This window comes from Sorangium sp. So ce176, assembly GCF_051519835.1.
GTDB classification, from domain to species: Bacteria; Myxococcota_A; Polyangia; order Polyangiales; family Polyangiaceae; genus Sorangium; species Sorangium cellulosum_G.
On the sequence record NZ_CP150371.1, the window covers coordinates 2,770,276 to 2,790,191 of the forward strand.

At 71.3% G+C, this 19,916-nt stretch carries 13 protein-coding genes; 3 read left to right on the forward strand and 10 right to left on the reverse strand.

Features of this window, described 5'->3' with window-relative positions:
* Positions 1 to 46 precede the first annotated feature (46 nt).
* From WMF42_RS10690 to WMF42_RS10705, 4 genes are all read right to left on the reverse strand, one after another.
* The gene (locus tag WMF42_RS10690) at positions 47 to 1,192 is read right to left on the reverse strand and encodes a multiheme c-type cytochrome (protein ID WP_437691820.1); all 1,146 of its coding nucleotides are present in this window, start codon (positions 1,190 to 1,192) and stop codon (positions 47 to 49) included.
* A 171-nt stretch (positions 1,193 to 1,363) separates the two neighbouring features.
* A complete protein-coding gene (locus WMF42_RS10695) occupies positions 1,364 to 2,971 on the reverse strand; it encodes a hypothetical protein (protein WP_437691821.1) in 1,608 nt (535 codons plus the stop codon).
* An 832-nt stretch (positions 2,972 to 3,803) separates the two neighbouring features.
* Complete coding sequence (locus tag WMF42_RS10700; RefSeq protein ID WP_437691822.1) at positions 3,804 to 4,943, reverse strand: alpha/beta hydrolase family protein; 1,140 nt, start codon at positions 4,941 to 4,943, stop codon at positions 3,804 to 3,806.
* Between the two features lie 659 nt (positions 4,944 to 5,602).
* Positions 5,603 to 6,169, reverse strand: coding sequence for a transferase (locus WMF42_RS10705; RefSeq protein WP_061608958.1), 567 nt, complete (start codon positions 6,167 to 6,169; stop codon positions 5,603 to 5,605).
* 287 nt (positions 6,170 to 6,456) lie between these two features.
* Here WMF42_RS10705 and WMF42_RS10710 point away from each other — a divergent pair, with 287 nt between their 5' ends.
* Positions 6,457 to 7,389 (forward strand): LysR family transcriptional regulator, encoded by a 933-nt coding sequence (locus WMF42_RS10710; protein WP_061608957.1) that lies wholly within the window; start codon positions 6,457 to 6,459, stop codon positions 7,387 to 7,389.
* A 35-nt stretch (positions 7,390 to 7,424) separates the two neighbouring features.
* Here the strand turns inward: WMF42_RS10710 and WMF42_RS10715 are convergent, their stop codons facing one another.
* Both WMF42_RS10715 and WMF42_RS10720 read right to left on the reverse strand, forming a co-directional pair.
* Complete coding sequence (locus WMF42_RS10715; RefSeq protein ID WP_061608956.1) at positions 7,425 to 10,196, reverse strand: beta-propeller fold lactonase family protein; 2,772 nt, start codon at positions 10,194 to 10,196, stop codon at positions 7,425 to 7,427.
* 62 nt (positions 10,197 to 10,258) lie between these two features.
* A complete protein-coding gene (locus tag WMF42_RS10720; protein WP_437691823.1) occupies positions 10,259 to 13,075 on the reverse strand; it encodes an ATP-binding protein in 2,817 nt (938 codons plus the stop codon).
* Positions 13,076 to 13,451: 376 nt separating this feature from the next.
* Between WMF42_RS10720 and WMF42_RS10725 the strand changes: the two genes are divergently transcribed.
* Positions 13,452 to 13,856 (forward strand): hypothetical protein, encoded by a 405-nt coding sequence (locus tag WMF42_RS10725; protein ID WP_437691824.1) that lies wholly within the window; start codon positions 13,452 to 13,454, stop codon positions 13,854 to 13,856.
* A 36-nt stretch (positions 13,857 to 13,892) separates the two neighbouring features.
* Here the strand turns inward: WMF42_RS10725 and WMF42_RS10730 are convergent, their stop codons facing one another.
* From WMF42_RS10730 to WMF42_RS10745, 4 genes are all read right to left on the reverse strand, one after another.
* Positions 13,893 to 14,879 (reverse strand): STAS domain-containing protein, encoded by a 987-nt coding sequence (locus WMF42_RS10730; protein ID WP_061608953.1) that lies wholly within the window; start codon positions 14,877 to 14,879, stop codon positions 13,893 to 13,895.
* Positions 14,880 to 14,885: 6 nt separating this feature from the next.
* Positions 14,886 to 16,073: an FIST signal transduction protein gene (locus tag WMF42_RS10735; RefSeq protein ID WP_437691825.1), complete on the reverse strand. Its 1,188-nt coding sequence runs from the start codon at positions 16,071 to 16,073 to the stop codon at positions 14,886 to 14,888.
* A 184-nt stretch (positions 16,074 to 16,257) separates the two neighbouring features.
* The gene (locus WMF42_RS10740; protein WP_437691826.1) at positions 16,258 to 17,817 is read right to left on the reverse strand and encodes an SLC13 family permease; all 1,560 of its coding nucleotides are present in this window, start codon (positions 17,815 to 17,817) and stop codon (positions 16,258 to 16,260) included.
* Between the two features lie 8 nt (positions 17,818 to 17,825).
* Complete coding sequence (locus tag WMF42_RS10745; protein WP_061609405.1) at positions 17,826 to 18,149, reverse strand: hypothetical protein; 324 nt, start codon at positions 18,147 to 18,149, stop codon at positions 17,826 to 17,828.
* Positions 18,150 to 18,391: 242 nt separating this feature from the next.
* On the opposite strand from WMF42_RS10745, the gene WMF42_RS10750 reads away from it, so the two are divergent.
* Positions 18,392 to 19,903 (forward strand): DUF1990 family protein, encoded by a 1,512-nt coding sequence (locus WMF42_RS10750; RefSeq protein WP_437691827.1) that lies wholly within the window; start codon positions 18,392 to 18,394, stop codon positions 19,901 to 19,903.
* The last annotated feature ends 13 nt before the right edge of the window (positions 19,904 to 19,916 follow it).

Here is a 19,916-nt window from a genome sequence, read left to right on the forward strand (position 1 = left end):
TCCTCCTCCGGTCGTTCCCTCGTCGCTCGCCCGGACGCCCCCGCGTTTACGGCGCGAGCCTCCCGGACGCCACCGTGATCTCGCCCTCCACGACGGCGTCGCGCTCGTCCACGCCCACGGGGTGCGCGACGCGCTGGTACGCGACCCGCCAGGCGATCTCCCGGCCCTCTCCGGCGGGCCCCACCTCGAGCGCGACCGTCACCGGCGCCGCGTGCACGCGATCGTCGGCGGTGAGGCGCCGCCCGACCTGGCCCGGCCTCGTCGCGACGTGGCGCGCGAGGAACCTGTCCGCCTGCCCCAGCACCATGTCGTCGGGCCCGAGCGCCTCGGCGCTGATCTCCAGGCGCCGGAAGAGGTCTCCGGTCGGGAACGCGTGCCCCGCGTTCGCGGGCGCGAGGGTGATCTCCACCGCCGTGGCCGAGGTGCGCCGGGCCGACACCGAGACCGCGCTGCGCACGAAGGCCGGGTCGCGCGATCCCATGAAGACGTGGCTGCGCCGGCCCGCCGCGCCCGCGGGCATGTGGCAGTCGGCGCAGGGCCGGTCCGCGGCCGGCGAGCGCCGGTGCTCGGTGAGGGTCGACTGCATGAGGTGCTCGGGCCTGCGGCTGCCGCGCGCGGTGGGGAAGGGGAACTCGTGGCAGGAGGCGCAGGCGGCCGCGCCGGCGAAGCGGGCGTCGCGCACGACGGGGTGCGGCGCGGCGGGCGGCGGCCCGGGGCGGGTCCAGGGCGCGGCGAGCACGCCGGCCGAGGCGTCGGCCGACGAGGCGGCGGTGACGTGGCATGTCACGCAGCCGACGCCGAGGGCGCCCACGGCCTCGGGCTCGGGCTCCGTCGGCACGGCCTCGGGCGCGTGGCAGCCGCGGCAGAACGGCATGGGCTCGTCGGCGAACGCCCGGCGGTAGGCCGGCTCGGTGTCGGCGCTGCGGTGCAGCGAGGCGCGCCACTCCCGCGCCACCTCGTCGTGGCAGCCCTCGCAGGCGCGGTTCGCTGCCACGGCCGCGTGCAGGCGGCCCCGCGCCGGCGTGGGCAGCGCCGGCGTGGGCAGCGCCGGCCGCGGCGGCTGCGCTGCGCCGGGCGCGGCAGCGGCCTGCGGGGCGGGCGGCGCGCCGGCGCGATCCGGCCGGTCCGGCGCGGCGGCGCACGCGCCCCCGGACCCGAGCAGCAGACCCACGAGCAGCCAAGCGCCCCGCACGCGACCTCTCCGCCGCGTACATCGAGCGCGGCGCGGCGTCACCTCCCGCGGGCCCCGGGCGCGCGCGCCGCGCGGCGCCGAGCCGGCGTGACGTGCGCCTCCGGCGCGCTCGCGGGCGCGACAGGAGCGCCCGCGCGGCGCAGAGGCGCAGGCGCCTCGCGGGGCGCGCGATCAGTGCGTCGTCGCGCCGCCGAGCGTGGGGACCGGCGCGTCGCCCTCCACCGCGAGCGCGGCCGAGGTCGTCGGCGTGGACGGCGTGGGGCACGTGTCCCCGTCCGCGTGCGCCGCGAGGAACGCCTCGAGGACGCCCTCGCGGTGCGGGAGGAAGAAATCGGTGAGCGCCCTGGAGAGATCCCCGTCCTCCCTGACGTGGACGAACCGGAGCTCATCCCCCTGCTCCTCCTCGGGCCACGTCACGCCGTTGCCGAGCGAGTCGCCGGCGCTCAGCTGGTGGCACCCGGCGCACGACTGGGTGGTGGCGCGGTTGGCCACGTCCGCGGGCGTGAAGATGGCGTCCCGCCCGAGGCGCACGAGCTCGTCCTGGATCCGGTCGCGCAGCTCGAGGTTCGGCAGCGAGTTGAACTCCGGCAATAGCTGGTTCAGGTAGTCGTTGCTGTCGTCGATGGCGCTCTGGCCCGCGTTGTAGAGGGCCTCCCTCGAGCTCGTGAGCCTGATGTCGTTGATGTCGGTGCTGAGGGTCGTGAGCCTGTCCACCGACTCGAGGAAGTCGTCCATGAACCACGAGTAGCGGAAGTCGTTCGGATCGAAGTTCGTGCTGAACAGCGGGCCGAAGGGGTTCTCCTTCACCGTGACCGGCTTGAGGAAGAGCCGATCCCCGCCGTCGACCCTTGCGATCTTGAACTCGCGGAGGTGCCAGATCTGGCCGGGCTGGACCTGCCCGGGGGCGCCGGCGTTGCCCATGAACTGGTTGGTGCGGATCTGGCCCGTGCCGCGGCTTCCTCCGGGGCCGTGGACCGCGTCGGCGAAGTTGTCCGGATGGAGCACCGGACCGAAGCCGGCGTCGACAAGGCCGACGGTGAAGAACGTCTCGAGCTCGTTGGCGCGATCGGCGGCGTCCAGGGTCGAGAGGCGCGCCCAGTGCTCGGCGACAGGGAGGCATGCGGCGATGCCGCACTCGGGGTGGGGATTCGGGAGCTGGGCCTCCAGGATGAACAGGTTGCGGTCGGCGACGCCGGCCGACTTCTTGGCGTAGACGATCCGGTACTCGCCGCAGTGCGAGCCGTCCCGCGGCGCCAGATCGAAGCGGTTCACGACAGCGATCGGCTCCACGAAGTCCGGCGAATTCGGGTCGAACGGATCGCTCGTGGCGAGGCGCCCCTCCCGCCGGCCGCACGCGATCCGGTAGCCGTTGATCGCGGGGATCCCCTCGCTGTTGGTCTGGTCGTCGCAATGGATGGCGTCGGGGAACTGAGCCGCAGTGGACACGTTGAAGAAGTCCCACCAGCGCCGGTAGAGATCGAGGGCAGTCTGTTCATCCAGGGTCCCCGCTCTCATGAGGAGCTGATTGAGGACGAACTGGAGCGGGAACCGGGTCATGGCCTGCGGGTCGGTGACCTTCGTGAGGATGAGCGAGCGCAGCGGGTCGATGTCCAGCGGGGCCGACAGCGCCTGCCGGCGCTCCGCGGAGCGCTCCTCCGGGTCGATGTCGGCGACCTCGCCGGGCGCGCCCGCGTCGCCGCAAGCGGCCAGAGAGGCGGACGCCGCGACGCACATGACCGCGGCGGCGAAGGGGAACCTGGAGGCATAACGAAGATGCATTGTCGCTCCTGTGGCGCAGGGCGGACCGGGGTCGCTCCGAAGCGGCTCGCGCTCCATCGCAGCGCTGGCCCGTCGCGCTGTACCTGCCAGGCTGCCTGCGCCGGGCGAACCCCGGCCGTGACAGCCTGCTGTCAGGGCGCCATGGCAACCTGCGTGCCGCCCCGCGGCCCGAGGGCGCTTCCGACGAAAGCAGGCGGCGCGACGCACCGAGCGCGGCGAAAGAGCGGCTGCCGCCCCATCGAGCTCGCGCAGGTCGCGGCGCGCGGATGGCAATCCTTGCCGTCGTGGCAAAGATTGCCATCACAGAAATGTAGCGGCATGGCAATCCTTGCCGTTGCGCCATCCCCTCGAATTCTTCGGAAAATTCACAGGCGCCGCGACCCGACCCACGTTGCGCTGAGCCGCGCCTTCACTCGAGGCGGCGGCCTCGCGACGCCTGCCGGGAGGCAGGCGGGGCGCCGATGACCTTGACGAGCTGAGCGCGCAGCCAGCGATGGCCGGGATCGTCGTGCACGCGCTCGTGCCATACGGCAGAAACGCGGTCCAGCCCGAGCTCGACGGGAGGCCGGGCCGCGCGGCGGAGGGCTGATCGAGCTCGTGCGCGCAGCGGTGCTCGCCGCGAGCCCGCACAACACGATGGCGTTCCGGTTGGGCCATGCGGTGCGAGCGGGCGTGCCCGGGCTCCGTCGCGCTGCGGAGGACGTGATCCGCGCGAGCTGAGCGCCCGCGGGATCTTCTTCAGGGATGGTGAGCGGCAGGTGATGGCGGCTGTCTCATGACGATGCCCGCGCGCCGCCGTCCTGGGAGCAAGGCGGTTCGAGAGCGAGCCGCTCTAGGGCAGATTGGCAGAGCGGATATTCCAGCTTCTGTCCGTGCAGAAGCGGCAGCTCGCGCCGACGAGCATGCCCTTGCCGGTGGCCGATTCGTCGCCCTTGAGCCACCAGTTGAGCCACGCCAGGTTGACCTGCGTGAACTCGCCGCCGTTCCGGGACCACAGATCGCCCCCATGATCCGCGCCGACCTTGGCGAACATCATGACCGGGATATCACCCCGGGCGGCGATGTTCTCGAAGTCTCTCGCGCCGTTGTCGTCCGCGCCCAGGCTATCCTCGGTGCCGGTGACGATCAATACGGGGGTGTGGATCGACTTGTAGAACGCCTGATTCACCGAGAAGGAGCCGCTGCTTGTGTGTCCCCAGGTCGTCATCCTGGGATCTGCGGCGGTCCCCGCCGCCATCAAGCCGCCGCAGGAGAAGCCGTTCGCGGCGACCTTCGTCGTCTCGATATGCCTGTAGTAGGCGCTGCAAGGCTTCTCGTTCTCGGCGATCACCCAGTCGATGTAGGCGAGCAGCACCTCGCCTCCGCCGCCGAGCTCGCGGTTGGGCTCCCTGTTTTCCGGTGTGCCGTCCGCCACCACGAAGTAGCCATGCGAGGCGATCTCGGCCATGGCCGCTTCCGTCGCGAGCCCGTCTCGCGAACATCCGCCCTCTCCCCAGACGAAGATCGGATACTTGGTGTCCCCACCGAGATCCGCCGGGCGAAAGATGGTGCCCTGGTTGATGCCCGGGTCTGAGTTCGTCTCGACGACAACCTGATGAGGGCCGCTCCCCGACACGCTTCGACCTGTCGGTCGTGACGCGGTGCACGTGCCGGTGAACGTACCGCCGCCGTCGCCCGAGCCCCCGGTCCCGCTTGCCATATCCCCGCCGCCGGCAGGCGCTCCTCCGCCCGCGGCGCCAGAGCCGGAGGCCTCAGCCCCTCCGGTTGTGGCTTGTGAGCTGCCCGAGCCCGTAGGCAGAGGCCCTCCGGTGGAGGCCGCCTGCTCGCCGCCCGAGCCGCTCACGTTCGCTCCTGTGCCCGCCGAGGCTCCGCCGCTTCCCGCGAGGTTGCCGTCGTCAATCGAGCCGCCGCAAGCGCCGACAATCATGCCCAGCGCGGCCCAGGTGAAAGCCCAACTCAATCTGGTTCTCATAGCGACTCCATGGTACATCGAGCGAGCGAAGCGAGAGGCGCTGTCCGCGTCTCTCCACCATTGATGCGTCACGAGGCGAGGCACATGTACACGGGTCTTCAGGTGCCCCATGGACCCTGGCGGCACGCCGTCGATCGCTCAAGCAAGAGGATGGTCCTTGGCGCCAATGTGAGCGCTCACATCGTCGATGTCAATTCCAATCGACTGGCCTGCGACTGTCCTCTCGATCTCCAGCGAGGACGAGGCTGGCGGGCCTGCTTCGGAGCGCCGAGTCGAGCGAGGGTTCGTTCGGAGCGCCGCGTTCAGAGGGGTGGGCGCAGGAGCGCGATCTTCGCCGGGCCGCTCGACTGGCTCGAGGCGATGCGGTCATTGACGTGTGTGTGCGTTCACAGACCCGAGCGGATCGTGCAGCGCTTCGACGCGGAGGAGCCCGGCGGCGCTGACGGGACGGCGGGAGCCGCCGGCACGCTGTGCTCCGGGGCCGTGGCTCGGGGGTTGAGCGCGCATTGCGTCCGTCGCTTCCCGCCGCGGGAGATCGCGGCGCCAGCGGCAGAACCCATGCGACGATTTTCACTGCCGCGGTAGATATTGGGCCTCGGTGCGTCCGAGACGTGGCCGCCAGGCGCCATCCGACGGCAAGGCGAGCGGGTCGCGGACACCTACGGCAGCTCGCGGATCACGCGGGCGGGGACACCCGCCACGAAGCTGTTCGCGGGAACATCGTGCGTCACCACGGCGCCCGCCGCCACGACGGAGCTCTCGCCGATCGTCACACCAGCCAGGATCGTGGCGGCTGCCGAGATCCAGACGTTCTTCTTGAGGACGATGGGCTTCGCCAGGGCGCGAGCCCGCCGTTCGGCGGGCTCGACGGGATGGTACGATGTGATGAGGTTTACCTTCGGTCCGAGCATCACGTCATCGCCGATGTCGATTCCTCCGATGTCCATCAGGTGGCAGCACTGGTTGATGAAGACGTTCTTGCCGACGCGGATGTTGACGCCTTGGTCCGTATAGAAGGGAGGAATCAGCGAGAAGCTCGGGTCGACCGGCGTGCCCGTCAGCTCGCTGAACTTTCTCCGGATCTCGTCGGCGTCGTCGAAGGAGAGCTTGTTGATCTCCCAGGCGAGCCTCATGGCGCGTCCGATGTTCGTGATCATGCGCTCGGACTCGCTTGAGCCAATCTCGATCACCCGGGGGGCAAATGCAGCGTCATTTCCGGTCGTCATTTCTTGCTTCCCTTCTCGGTTCGTCCGCAGGCGCTCGGGGGAAGCGCCCCTCGGACACGGAGCACGATGCCGGGGCGGGGTCGGCCGATCAAACAACTGCTTTTCGTGGATGAACAACCGCCGGTTGTGCCGCGCCGGTAAGGCCGACACATCGTGAGCGCCGCCCGCCCGGCGCTGGGCGGGGCGCGCGCCTGCGGTCCGCCCGCTCGAGCGCTTCGTGACGGTTGCCGCTCGCCCGAGCGAGCTGTTACCTTGCGCGCCCGCCGAGGGCGCGAAGGTGACTCCACGTGGATCTCGAGAGCGTACGCACGTTCGTCGCCGTCGCCGACACGGGGCAATTTCAAGAGGCTGCGATCCGTCTGACGATCACGCAGCAGGCGGCCTCGAAGCGTGTGGCTGCGCTCGAGGCGACGCTGGGCGTCCGGCTCTTCGCGCGTACTCCGCGAGGAGCTCGGCTCACCCTGGACGGGCAAGCATTCCTGCCGCATGCACGGGAGCTCCTCGCGGCGGAAGAGCGAGCCGTGAACGCGGTGCGTCCTGAGCGCCGCCCGTTGCGGGTCGACGTGATTCACCCGCAGCTCGGTCCCGCGCGGCTGGTCCGCGAGTTCCACGCCGTGCATCCCGAGGTCGAGCTCCACGTCGTCACGCACATCTTCGATGTCCAGAGCGCATTGACTGCGTTGAGGTCGGGGGCCATCGACGCCACATTTCGCGCGGTGACGCAGGCGGAGCAGCTTGGCATGGATATCAAATCTGCCCGTGTCCTCGATGATCCCGTGGAGCTGCTCACGGGTCACGCTCACGTCCTGGCGGCGGCGACGGCGGTCAGCCCTGCCGATCTCGCCGGCCACAGGATCTGGATGCCTGGCAACGTGCCAGGAGCCGAGTGGTCGCGGTACTACGACGAGCTCTCTGCGCGCTTCGGCGTTGCGATCGACACGGTCGGACCGAACTTCGGCATCGACGCGATCCTGGAGGAAGTCGCGGCGTCATCGACGGTCGCGACGCTGGTGGGGGAGCACATCCGGTTGGTGTGGCCCTCCGAATACAGGCTCCGCCGTATCCCGGTTCGTGATCCCATGCTGGTCTATCCACATTCCTTGCTCTGGCGAGACGACGACGCGCACCCGGCGCTCCCGAAGCTCCGCCAGTACCTCCGGTCTCGAAGGGAAACGTACCGACGCCCGCAAGCGTGGACCCCTGGCTGGGCGCTTCGATGAGGGGCGCGGTGGATCCGCCGTCCAGAAACGCTCCGTCAGGGAACGCTCGTCGGGTCGGCCGGGTCGCTGCCCGCGTCCCGCTCGTCACCGTCGCGGAAGCCGTCGCCGTCGCGATCGATGCCGATCCGCTCCCCCGATCCGGGCGGCACGCACGTGTACGTCAGCTCGCCGCGGGGCCCCCTGGGGAGCTGGCGGAGCTCGGTGTCCCATCGCCGCGGCTCGCGCGCGCGGTCGGGCTCGAACCGGCCATTCCCGATGTACAGAAAGCCCAGCTCCTCGCCGTGGGACCAGCCCTTCACCACGAGATCGCAGTCGCCGGCGTTGGCGCGCGCGATGAGCAGCGCGATGCGCGGGCTGGCCACCGCCGCGTTCGATGACGTGAGCGTGATCTGCTGGCCGACGATCGGCTTCAGGTTCGACTCCAGCGCGAGCATGTACGCCGCCACCTGGTGCTTCAGGAGGTCCCCCTCGGGGCCGATGGGGAAGCCGCCGGGGTTCTCCGGGATCTGGACGAAATCGGAGAACGAGTTGAAGCGGAAGAGCGTATCGACCCCGCCGTCGTGGAGGAAACCGAAGCCGCGGACCTGGTCGCCCATGGGGGCGTTGGAGCCGCCGAACGGGAACACGAACGACTCGGCCATGCCGAACATCCCGATCTTCTGGTACTGATTGCGCAGGTGCGGGACCTTGAAGACCTGGGACTCGTTGGCGTTGGCCGATCCGCCGTCGCTGCCGAAGAAGCCAGGCGCGAGGTCGTCCGGGTTGGCGTCGGGGTCGACGTCGTGGCACCCGATGCACGATTCGCCGAGGATGCTCGAGACGGGCCCCCCGAAGAAATAGCGCCCCGCGCGCTGATCGGGCGTCAGCGAGTCGTCGAGCGCCCGGATGGGGTTGGGCGGATAGGTGACCTGGAGGATGAAGTCCGCGAAGGCATTCATGTCCTCCTCTGAGATCGGCTCGTCGCGTCCGAGCAAGTCGACGAACGACGCCCGGAACTTCTGGAACGCCGCCCGCTCGTCGAACACCCCGCTGTCGGGCTGGGAGGTGGGCGCTTCATGGCCGCCGGTCCGGTCGCCGCGCCAGTGCATCGGCCCGTGGTTGGCCATGCCGCGCAGGCTCTGCGTCGTCATCGGCCCCTTCATCGGATGGAGGGTCGGGTCCTGGCCGAAGAGATCGGTGCAGAACGGCCCCGGGTTCACCAGCGCGGTGCCGTCCGGGTTGCCGAGATCCCACGCGAGGCTGTCGAAGTCGCCGAAGATATGGCAGCTCGCGCACGATGAGTCGCCGTGGCTCGAGCCGAGCGACGCGTCGTAGAGGAAGCGGCGCCCCCGGACGACGCTCGGAGGCTCGGGGTTGTGCATCGGCACGTGCGCGACCTCGCGCCGGGTCCGCGTGTTGATGACCGAGATCGCGTTGTCGAAGCGCGTGAGCACGTAGAGCCGGTGCCTGCCCTCGTCGAGCACGAGGCCGGTCGGGCCGCCCCCGGGGACGTGGATCTGGCTCGACCGGCTCGGCACGAACGTGCCCTTCTCGAGCTGCCGGGTGTCGAAGACGCCGATCTTGTCCGAGCCGAGCGCCGCGACATACAGGGTCGCGCCGTCGCGCGTGACGGCCATGCCCGTCGGCTGCGCGAGGCTCTTCGCGTTCTCGCCGTTCGCGACAGGCGCGCAGCAGGCGTCGTAGTCGATGTGCTTGTTGAGGTGCCTCGGGACGACGCCGCCCGGGCCGAGGACGGTGATCCGGCTCTCGTGCAGGTGGCCCCGCACGCTGTGGCCAGCGAAGAGGCCCGGCCCCTCGAAGCGCTCCTCGTTGCGGGCGTCGGTGTTCGACACATAGACCTTCCCGCTCACCGGGTTCACGACCATGTTGAACAGGATGGTCCCCACGCCCGTGAAGAAGCCGCCCGGCCCGTCCACCTGGCGCGGCGGATTGGCAAGCGCGTCGATCACGAAGACGTCCTTGTCGGGCAGCGAGAAGCGCACAGCGCTGTCCCAGTCACGACCGAGCTCGTCGACCCAGTGGGCCCCGTCGAACTTGAGGATGAGCCCGACCTCCGGCTGGGGAATGCCCTCGAAATTGGTGTTGGGCCAGGGCAATCCACCCTCGGCCTCGCCGCCGTTCGGCACGAGGCTCTCGTCGATGCTCGTCGTGCGGTTCCCCGAGTGGAAGGCGGCGGCATAGACGCGGCTGCCGTCCGGCGTCACCGCGAGCGCGCGCGGCGTATCGCTGAAGAGCGTCACGATGGAGAGCGGCGTGCCGCCGAGCGACGTCCCGAGGTGGTCGGCGTCGAACACCCAGACGTCCGCCCGCCCGACGCCGGGCGTCGTGAGCTGCGGATCGAAGGGGATGTTCTGGCCGCGGTGGGCCGTCGTGATGAAGGCGCGCGAGCGCCCCCGCCCGGCGAACACGATGTCGCGCGGCTCGTCACCCACGAGCAGCGTGCGGACGACGCGCGCCTTGTCCTCGTCTCGAACGTCGACGACGCTCACGCTGTCGGACAGGTGGTTCACCACCCAGACTTCGTCGTCACCCCGGGTGGCCACGGCGACCGGCTCGAGGCCCACGGGCACAGACGCCTTGAGCCGCAGACGATCCGCCTGGACGCGGAAGATCTCCAGCCGGTTGTCGGGCGTGTTCACCGCGAAGAGCAGCTTGCCGTCCCTTGACAGGGCCATCGGGCGGACCTGGCCCGACTCGAAGGTCGTGAACGGCGTGGCGGCCGCCGCGGGGAGAGCGGCAGCGAGAAGAGCGGCTGTAGCACCGGTGCATACAGCCAAGAAGCGGCGCAGGCAGCATGCGGGCAGCATTTTTTGAACGTACGTGAAGTGTTATTTTCTACAACGAAAAACGCGCGATCGCGTAGTGCCGCTCACGAGGCGCCGCTATCGAGATGCCGGCCGACGAATTCTTCAATGGCTTCCAGCCGGAAGTCCCGCGCGAGCTTGCGCAGGTGCCTGGTGAACGGCGCGTTCCCGGGGCTCGCCTGATCGAGCCTGTCGGCGTATTTCTGGATCTGGTTGACGAGCCCTTTGCGCGCAAGATCGCGCAAGGCCTTGAGATCCTCGACGGGGGGCAGGGGGACATCCGCGGGGGCGACCGCAGGGATCACCCCCGGGTCGGGGCTGGGCTCCGCCTCCTGGCGCGCGCCGTCCTGCCGCTCGTGGATCCACGCCAGCGAGAGGTGCCGCTGGATCTTCTCGAGGAGCTCATCCATTTGCAGCGGCTTGGCGATGAAGTCGTTGGCCCCTGCTTCCAGGCTCTTGTCCTGGTCGGTGACGAACGCGCTGGCGGACGACGCGATGAGGATCGTCCCCGCGCGCTCTGGCATCTTCCGGACGCGGCGCATCATCTCCCAGCCGTCGAGCACGGGCATCGCGATGTCGGTGATGATCAGGTCGAACGCCTCGCTCGCGATCCTGTCGAGGCCCTCCTGGCCGTCTCTCGCCTCCGTCAGCGCGAACCCGAGGGGCTCCAGCATGTTGACGATCACGGCGCGGTTCTCCCGCTTGTCGTCCACCACGAGGAGCCTCCGCCGCGCGCCCTCGTAGCCGACGATACGACCGTGCTCCGTGAGCCTCGCATTGTCGATCCAGTTCGGCGCCTCGGCGAGCGTCACGTCCATCCAGAAGACGCTGCCCTTGTCGAGCTCGCTTCTGACGTGGATGGAGCTGCCCATCAGCGCGACGATCCGCTGGCTGATGGCCAGCCCGAGCCCGGTGCCCTCGCCGTGACGCTTCTTGTCGCCGACCTGCCTGAAGGGCAGGAAGATCTGGTCGAGGTGCTCGGCGCGGATCCCGCTGCCCGTGTCCTCGATCTCGAAGCGAATCGTGCGCTTCCCGGTCCGCGATTCGCGGCCCGCGCCGTCCTCCGGGAGGCCCTCGGCCGCGCCGTCCTGCACCTCCGTGACAGTGAAGGTGACGCGGCCCTGCTCGGTGAACTTGATGGCGTTGCCGAGCAGGTTGAGCAGGACCTGGCGCATGCGCCGCTGGTCGGCGCGCACGCCCGCCGGCAGCGCGGGGCCGGGCTTGTAGATGAACTCGATCCCCTTCTGCTCCGCCCGGATCCGGCAGATCTCGACCGTCGCGCGCAGGAACGACGGGAAGTCGAAATCGTTGGGGTGGAGATCCATCGTCCGCGACTCGATCTTCGCCAGATCGAGGACGTCGTTGATGAGGGTGAGCAGGTGGGCGCCGGACTCGGAGATGACGTCGACGCCGCGCTGGTCCTGCTCACCGAGGCGCGTGGAGCGCCTCAGGATCTGGGCGTACCCGAGGATGCCGTTCAGCGGCGTCCGCAGCTCGTGGCTCATGTTGGCGAGGAAGTCGCTCTTCGCCCGGTTGGCCGCGTCCGCGGCGACCTTGGCGTCCTTGAGCTCGGCGGTGCGCTGCTCGACGCGCTGCTCGAGCTCCTCGTTCGTCTTCTCCAGGGCGGCGAACGACGCGCGGAGCTGCTGCGCCATGGCGTTGAGCGCGTCGCCGATGTGCACGAACTCCCGGGTGCCCGACGCCTCGAAGCGCTGATCGAGGTCGCCGCCCCGGATGCGCTCCGCCGCCGTGACCAGCTTCCGCACGGAGGGCAAGGTCACGCGCATGATCACGAGCACGGGCAGCGCCACGATCGCCAGGATCGAGACCGCCGCGATCAGCCAGTAGTTCCAGTACAGCCCCTTCACCGACGAGAGGAGCGCCGCGCGGGGCACGTCGGTGAGCAGGTACCAGTCCGGCGCCGCGAGCCGCGCGGCCACGATCACGCGCTCATCGTGGCTGCCGACCACGCGCGCCCCGCCGTCGCCCGCGCCCTTCGCCGCCTCGAAGGCGCGCTTCAGCTCCGCGTCGCCCACGGAGTCGACCGTCAGCGTCCCTTTGCTCTCGTGGATCCCGCGCTGGTGCACGCTCGACACGAGCAGCGTTCCATCGCCCCTCACGAGGGCGTTCTCCGTCCCCGGGTAGAGCGAGAGCTCCTGGAAGCTCGCCATTACCTCGTCGACAGTGACGTCGTGCCCGGCGCTGCCCGCGAAGACCCCACGGCGGAAGAACGGCGCCACGACGCTCACCATCCACTGGCGCGCCGCCGGGTCGTAGCTCGTCGGCGTCCAGCGCGGCTTCCCCTCGGGGTTGTTCGCCGGGAGCACGAGCGTCATCCACTCGGAGCTGACGAAATCGACGGTCGTGTCGACCTGGTCGATGTAGTTCGTGTAGCTGGGCCAGTACATCACGAGCCCGTTCCGGCCGGGGATGACCCAGGTGTCGATGGGCTCACCCGGAGCCCCCGCCGAGTACAGCTCGGTCACGCGCTTCGCCTCCAGCAGGAAGAGCTTCTCCCTGTCGTCGAGCGGGTAGCCCGCCGGCAGCCAGACGACGGCGTCTCGACCGACAGTGAAGCCCGCCTTGCGCGACGCGAGCCCGCCGTCGGGCGCGGGCCCGACCAGGGCGTCGAACCGCTCCGGGGAGCCCACGAGATCTTCCTCGAGCGCCCTGCTGAGGATGCGGCCGAACCGGGCGGCGCTCGCCTCCGCCTCGATCAGGCGGTCGTTCATGCGGCGGGTCCACTCGTCGTGCGTGCGCGTGTGGACCCCCAGCTCGTTCGTCAGGATCGCGCGCTCGATGGCCCACGCGGCGATCCAGAGCCCCGGGCCCACGAACACGAGCAGCGCGAAGACGAGCGGCCCTGCAACCCAGAAAGACAAGCTTGGTGCCGCGCGCAGCCGCGCCCCGTCCCGCCCCGCCCGTTCGGTCATGATGCAGGCCATCGTACACGACCGGCCGACCTGCCCTCTTTTGAATCGCAGCGCCTCGGGGGAGCACGCGGCGCGGGGCCGCGCGGGCCGCGCGGAAGGGGACGGTTTGAGGCAGCTTGTCCCATCCGTGGCCGCCTGCCGCGGGCGCGCCCCGGGGATGCGGAGGAGATGGCAAACCGCCATGCGGCGCGCTGCACGCAAACAGAGGGAGATTCGTGGAGTTTCCGGCGCGCGAACGCGACGGCACCGTTCATGTATCAGCGCCTCCTCGCGGCGCGCTCGGCCCTCGGGCCGGCGCCCATTCAACCGAACGAAGGAGGTACAGATGAACCGTGCGAGCAATCCGAGCTGGTGGGATGAGCACAAGACGTCCGGGTGGGAGCGCGTGAAGGAAGCGCTGCGCCGCGACTGGGAGCAGACCAAGGCGGACTTCACCAACAACAAGGGGGAGGAGCTCAACCAGGACGTCGACGACACGGTGAAGCAGGCGCTCGGAAAGCAGCCGATCCCGCCGCCCCACGTGCCGAACAGCGGCTGGGACGACGTGGAGCCCGGGCTGCGCTACGGCTGGGGCGCGGCGGGCCAGTACAGCGAGCACAGCGACTGGGACGACAGGGTCGAGAGCAAGCTCAGGGAGGAGTGGAACGACATGAAGAGCGGGCGCACCTGGGACCAGGCCAGGGGCGCGGTGCGGCGCGGCTGGGAGTCGGCGCGGCGCAAGGCGTCCTGAGCCGCGCGGCGGACGCGCCGGCGGTCCTCTCCGGGATCACCGGCCGGAGGACGGGAGCAGCGCCTTGAGCGCGTCGTGCAGGCGGCGGTAGGTCACGAGCTCGCCGCACGGCACGCCCTCCTGCACGAGATCCCGGGCGACCTCAGGGCCGATGCCGGCGAGCACGCAGGCGCTGCCGAGGAGCCGCACCGCCGTCGCCACGCGCAGGAAGAGGGCGAGGGCGCTCGCCTCCATCCGGTCGAGCCCGGTGACGTCGATGACCACCGCGCGCGCCCGCCTGGCCGTCACGGCGGCGAGGAGGCGATCCATCAGGTGGGCGCACCGCTCCTCGTCGACGGCGCCGATCACGGGGACGCAGAGGATCCGGCTCCATACCTCGAGGATGGGCGTGGACAGGGCGCGCATCACGGCGCGCTGGTGCTCGATGAGCGTCAGCTTCTCGGTGATCTCCCGCTCGTGCGCGAGCTCGCGCGTCCGGGCGAGCTCCTCCTCGGCGCGGGCGCGCGCGAGCGCCTGCGCCGCCGCCGGCAGGAGGCGGCGCAGGAGGCTGACATGGCGCGCGTCGAAGAAGGCGCGGGCCGGATGGACGAGCGCGAGCAGCGCCCGCAGCGCGCCGGCCTGGAGCGGCGCGTGCAGCGCGGAGCCGTAGCCCCGGAGGATGGGCTCCGGCTGGCGCTGCCACTCGGGGAGCTGGCCGATGTCGAAGCTGGCCACAGGCCGGCCCGCGAGCGCGCGCGTGAACGCGGGCCCGGCCTCCCACACGGTCCCGGACAGGCGCGGATCGGTCGAGACAAGGACGCGGCCCTCCGCCCCTTCCGCGAAGGCGATCACGAGCCCGGCGGCGGCGCCGAGCCGCTGCGCGGTCGCCTCGACGACGCGGGCCAGCGTCTCCGCGAAGGTCCCCGGCTCCGTGAAGAGCAGGAGCGCCTCCGCCAGCCCCTCTGCCTCCAGCCGGAGCGCCCGCTCCTCTTCGCGCGCGCGCTCCAGCTCGGCGATCGTCTCGCGGGCAGCTTCGTCCTCCATCACATCTCAGTGCCCGAGCAGGATGACGCCGATGGAGAGGTTCGCGTGCTGGTTCTTGCCCCGGATGAAGCACCCCTGTTCGCCGAAGGTGAACCTGCCGAGGAACGGTGTCGCCCCGAGCGACGCGATCACCCCCTGGGCGACGCGCTCGATGTCGTCGCGCACGGCGAGCATGCACCCGGCGCAGAAGATCACGAGCGCGCCCTGCGCGCGGAACGAGGGCGGCGCGGCCTCCAGCGCGGCGTCGACGACGGAGCGGACCCGGCCGATCAGGCTCTCCCGCGATCCGTGCATGAGCACGAGCTCGTCTCCCTCGTTGATGTTCGCGCTGAGCGTCATGGAGTTGTCCTTCTCCACGGTGCTCGGGTGGATGAGAAGGAACTGGGGGACCTTGCCGATCCAGCCCGAGGGCCGCCCGAGGGGGCGGAGCGCGCTCTGCTCCAGGATCGATCCGCCGCCGAGCTGCGCGGAGATCAGCCCGCCGGTCCAGCGGTTGTAGACCTCGGCGGCCGGCAGCCCGTCGATCTCGGGCAGGCGCCTGCCCGCGGCGCGGGTCACGCGGCAGCGGTGCTCGCTGGGGACGTAGCCGCTGCTGAATGCATAGGAGATCTCCCCTGACGGGTAGAGGGCGGACAGCAGCACGGCGCCCTCGTGGGCCCGCCCGCGCTCCATCTGCGATTGCCTCCCGTCGAGGGAGTTCGCCGCCGACGAGCCGCCGAACACAGGCACGTTGGGCCCGACCACGTCCTCGATGCCGAGCAGGACGTCCTCCTCCGCGCCTGTCTGCGCGGTGAGCCAGAGCAGGGCCGGGAGCTCGCCGGCCCGCCCGGCGTCGTCGATGGCGCGCTGTGCCGCGCGCGCGCCGGCCGCCCGCGGGGCGTCGCCGAGCCGCTCGGCCGCGACGCCGTAGGAGCCCTCCGCGTCGGCGACCCCGAGCAGGGCGAGGCCGGGGCCGGGCGCGCCATGGACGCCGGCGCCGGTCATGACGGACAGGCACGAGCTCGAGCCGTGGATACGCACCGACGGCGGCAGCGCCGCGGTGGCGCGCGCGAGCTCGCCGACGTCGTAGGGCTCGGTGTAGCTCAGGAACACGTGATCGGGCTCCGCGCCCAGGCTCGCGCGGAGCGCGGACATGGCCTCGCCGAACGCCGCGCTCGCCGCCGCCGCGGTGGATGCCGAGGTGGCGAGCTTCATGCGCTCCGCTCTCCCGTGCTCTCGATCCGATCCGCCGGGTGTGGCGCGCTGCCTGGCGAGCTCAGCAGGATGTGTGTCGTGAACATGAATTTCCCCTTCATCGGCGTCCTGTTCTCCACTGGCCGGGATCGAGGCAATCTCAGCGTTTATACACGAGATCACGCCGCAACGCCCCTGCGCTCGCTCACCCGACGAAGAGGTGACGTGCGTAGCCGTAGACGTACGCCGTGATCAGCAGGGCCGCGGCCACGTCGAGCAGGAAGCCCGTCTTGATCATCGCCGGGAGGCGCACGTAGCCGCTGCCGAACACGATCGCGTTGGGCGGCGTGCCGGCGGGCAGCATGAAGTCGCACGACGCGGCGATCGTGGACGCGAACAGCACGCCGAGATCGCGGGGGAGCACGTTGAGCGCGACGTTGACGGTGGCTGTGTTGGAGGCGAGCGCCGAGAGGGCGATCGTGCCGGCGCTGGCGAGGCCGAGCTGCGCGAGCAGCGGCGCGTCCGCGATGACAGCGAGCTGCGCGGCCATCCACGCGGAGAGCCCGCCCCCCTCGATGCCGGCCGCCATCGCGAAGCTGCCGCCGAGAAGGACGAGCGTGCCCCAGGGCATCCGCCGCAGCGAGGCGAGCGAGAGGGCGCGCATGGCGAGCAGGCTGAGCGCCGCGAGGAGCGCCACGCCCGCCTCGACGTGCTTGCCCTGCACCTTGAAGGTGGCCGCGGCGTCCGACCCGAGCGCGGCGGCGAGGCCCCGGAGCGCGGCCTGCAGGTGCGGCGCGATCGCGGCGCGCAGCGGGTCGCCGAGGATCCAGAGCGCGCTGGCCGCCGCGAAGACCGCGGCGACCTTCTTCTCGCCGCGGCTCATCGGGCCCATCGCCGCGAGCTCGCGGTCGAGCACGTCGCGCGCGTGGCCGGCGGCGAGCCCGTCCCGCCTGCCCACGCGCCACAGGGCGAGCCAGAGCAGCGGGACGAACAGGACAACGAACGGCAGGGCGAGCGCCATGTACTGCAGGAAGCCGACGTCGCGGTGCAGCTTCTCCGCGAGGAAGCCGCAGAAGATGGAGTTCACGCCGGTGCCGATCTTCGTGCCGATGCCCCCGACGTTGGAGGCGTAGGCCACCGCCAGCATGATCGCCGTGCCGAAGTGCGAGAGCCGGCGCCCGCCGGCGGCCGACTCGAGCTGCGCGAGCAGGGCGAGGCCGATAGGGACCATCATCACGGCTGTCGCGGTGTTGGAGATCCAGAGGGAGATGGAGCTCGTGGCGATCAGCATGCCGAGCAGGAGCCGCTTCGGATCGGCGCCGATCGCCCGCATGATGTGGAGCGCCACCCGCCGGTGCAGGCTCCACTGCTCCATGGCCGCGCCGATCGCCATGCCGCCGAGGAACAGGAAGATGTAGGCGTCGAGGAACGGCGCGACGGCGCGGGCCGCGTCGCCCGCGGGCCCGCGGCCGAACACGCCGAGCAGCGGGAAGAGCACGAGCGGCAAGCACGCGGTGAGCGCGATGGGGAGGACCTCGAAGAGCCACCACAGCGCCATCCACGCCGCGACGGCGGCCGCGTACGCAGGGCGGTGGCCGTGGCCGGGGATGGCGTGGAGCCCGCTCGGGATCAGCGCGATCGCGAGGGCGGCGGCCGGGCCCGACGCGATGCCGAGCCAGCGCAGCGGGCTCACCCGGGGAGCGGGCGCGCGGCCGCGGCGCGGCGCGCCCGACGGCGTGGCGGGAGGGTCGGGCTGGCGCTGCATGCGCGCCTCTATCGCACAGGCGCCTCGCCCTTGCGGAGCTCGTCGTACCAGCGCGCGTAGGCCGTTGACGCGACGAGGCGCCGGTTCTCGTCGGGCGCGCCGTCCGCCCACCACGGCGGACCTCGCTCGCCCAGGGCGATCTTCGCCGCGTGCACGCGGCGGCGGGCCTCCCGCAGCGCCCGCTCGTCGTCCGCGCGCAGCGCGCGCCCGACCTCGCGCCGCGCCGCCATGAGCTCCGCGACGAGGCGCTCGCGCGCGTCCTCCGGCAGCGCCGGGTTGGCCCGACGCCACAGGCGCCCGCGCACGATCAGGTAGCGACCGTCGGGCGTCACGAGCGGCGCCGGCGCGGCGTCCGCGGGGCGCCGCGAGGCGCGCTGCGGGGTGCTTCCAGCGCGCTGCGAGGCGCTTTCGGCGCGCTGCGCGGCGGTCGCGGGGCGACGTGAGGCGTTCGTGCGGGGGCTCATGCGGCCATGCTCCAGCAAATTCTCAAGCAAATCCCGGGCGCGCCGCGGGCCGGGCCTGGCACGGCGTTCGCCTGTCGACGGCCACCGAGGGGTGCAAAGGAGAACGCGCGATGAAGGTACTGGTGACCGGCGGCACAGGGGTGGTGGGCCCGGAGGTGGTGCGGCGACTCCTGAGGAGGGGGCACAGCGTCCGGCTCCTGTCGCGCCACGCGAGCGACGATCGCAAGGCGTTCGAGGGCGACGTCGAGGCGTTCGACGGCGACATCGGCGACGCCGCGTCGGTGCACGGCGCCGCCGAGGGGTGCGACGCGGTCGTCCACCTCGCGGCGGTCGTCGCGGAGCGGCCGCCGGAGGTCACGTTCGAGCGCGTCAACGTCGAGGGCACGCGCAACCTCGTCGCCGAGGCCGAGCGGGCGCGCGTCCTGCGCTTCGTCCACGTCTCGTCGCTCGGCGCCGATCGGGGCGAGTCGGACTACCACCGGTCGAAGAAGCAGGGCGAGGACATCGCCCGCACCTTCTCGCGCGAGTGGATCATCGTTCGCCCCGGCAACGTGTTCGGCCCGGGCGACGAGCAGATCTCGCTCCTGCTCAAGATGATGCGGACGATGCCTGTCGTGCCCCTGGTCGGCAAGGGCGACGATCCGTTCCAGCCGGTCTGGTGCGAGGACTGCGGCGAGGCGCTCGCCGTCGCGGCCGAGCGCGCCGACCTCGCGGGGCGCGAGCTCGACCTGGCGGGCCCTGAGGTGACGTCGATGAACCAGGTGCTCGACCGCTTCGAGGCCATGACCGGCAGGCACCCGACCCGGCTCCCGCTGCCGGCGTGGATCGAGTCGACCGGGGCGAAGCTCGCGGCGAAGTTCGGCATCGAGACGCCGGTCAACGCCGACCAGATCACGATGGTGACCGAGGGCAACGTCATCCCCGAGGGCCGCGAGAACGCCCTCGACGTGCTCGGCGTCAAGGCGACGCCGCTCGACGAGGCGCTGGGCAAGCTCGGCGACTCGCTGCCCGAGCGGCTGCCGTCCGAGGGCATCGGCCCGATGCACCGCAAGCTGTACAGCGCGGTGATCCGCGGCTCGCGCCTCGACGCGGAGGGGCTGATCGCGCTGCTGCGCGACGAGTTCCCGTCGCTGGCGCCGCGCGAGACGGTCGTTGTCGGCGCCGAGCCCGAGAGCCCGACGCGCATCGCGCCGGGCGCGACGCTCACGATGGCGCTGCCGCTGCGCGGGCACGTCCAGGTGCGCGTCGAGGAGGTAGCGCCCCGCGCGATCACCCTCGCCACGCTCGAGGGCCACCCGCTCGCGGGCGCCGTGCGCTTCATGGCCGAGCCCGCGGGCGACGGGGCGGTCCGCTTCGAGGTGCAGACGTGGAACCGCGCGTCGACGCTGGCGGATCTGCTGGTGATGGAGACGCTGGGCGGCGCGATCCAGACGTGCACGTGGACGTCGCTGGTCGAGACGGTGATCGAGCGCAGCGGCGGCCGCGCGGAGAAGGGGGTCGAGGTGACGCGCGACGACCCGGACGACCAGGAGGGCAAGGCCTTCGAGCGCTGGCTGGAGGGGCTCATCCTCCGCCGCGTGCGGCGCGACGACGCCCCCGCGCCCGCGATGGCCGCGGGGTGAGGGCCTGCGCGCC

Coding starts and splice junctions, on each gene's coding strand:
- WMF42_RS10695 (WP_437691821.1), bottom strand. CDS start 2,971: ATGCATCTTCGTTATGCCTCCAGGTTCCCCTTCGCCGCCGCGGTCATG.
- WMF42_RS10750 (WP_437691827.1), top strand. CDS start 18,392: ATGAAGGTACTGGTGACCGGCGGCACAGGGGTGGTGGGCCCGGAGGTG.
- WMF42_RS10700 (WP_437691822.1), bottom strand. CDS start 4,943: ATGAGAACCAGATTGAGTTGGGCTTTCACCTGGGCCGCGCTGGGCATG.
- WMF42_RS10715 (WP_061608956.1), bottom strand. CDS start 10,196: ATGCTGCCCGCATGCTGCCTGCGCCGCTTCTTGGCTGTATGCACCGGT.
- WMF42_RS10735 (WP_437691825.1), bottom strand. CDS start 16,073: ATGAAGCTCGCCACCTCGGCATCCACCGCGGCGGCGGCGAGCGCGGCG.
- WMF42_RS10730 (WP_061608953.1), bottom strand. CDS start 14,879: ATGGAGGACGAAGCTGCCCGCGAGACGATCGCCGAGCTGGAGCGCGCG.
- WMF42_RS10725 (WP_437691824.1), top strand. CDS start 13,452: ATGAACCGTGCGAGCAATCCGAGCTGGTGGGATGAGCACAAGACGTCC.
- WMF42_RS10740 (WP_437691826.1), bottom strand. CDS start 17,817: ATGCAGCGCCAGCCCGACCCTCCCGCCACGCCGTCGGGCGCGCCGCGC.
- WMF42_RS10705 (WP_061608958.1), bottom strand. CDS start 6,169: ATGACGACCGGAAATGACGCTGCATTTGCCCCCCGGGTGATCGAGATT.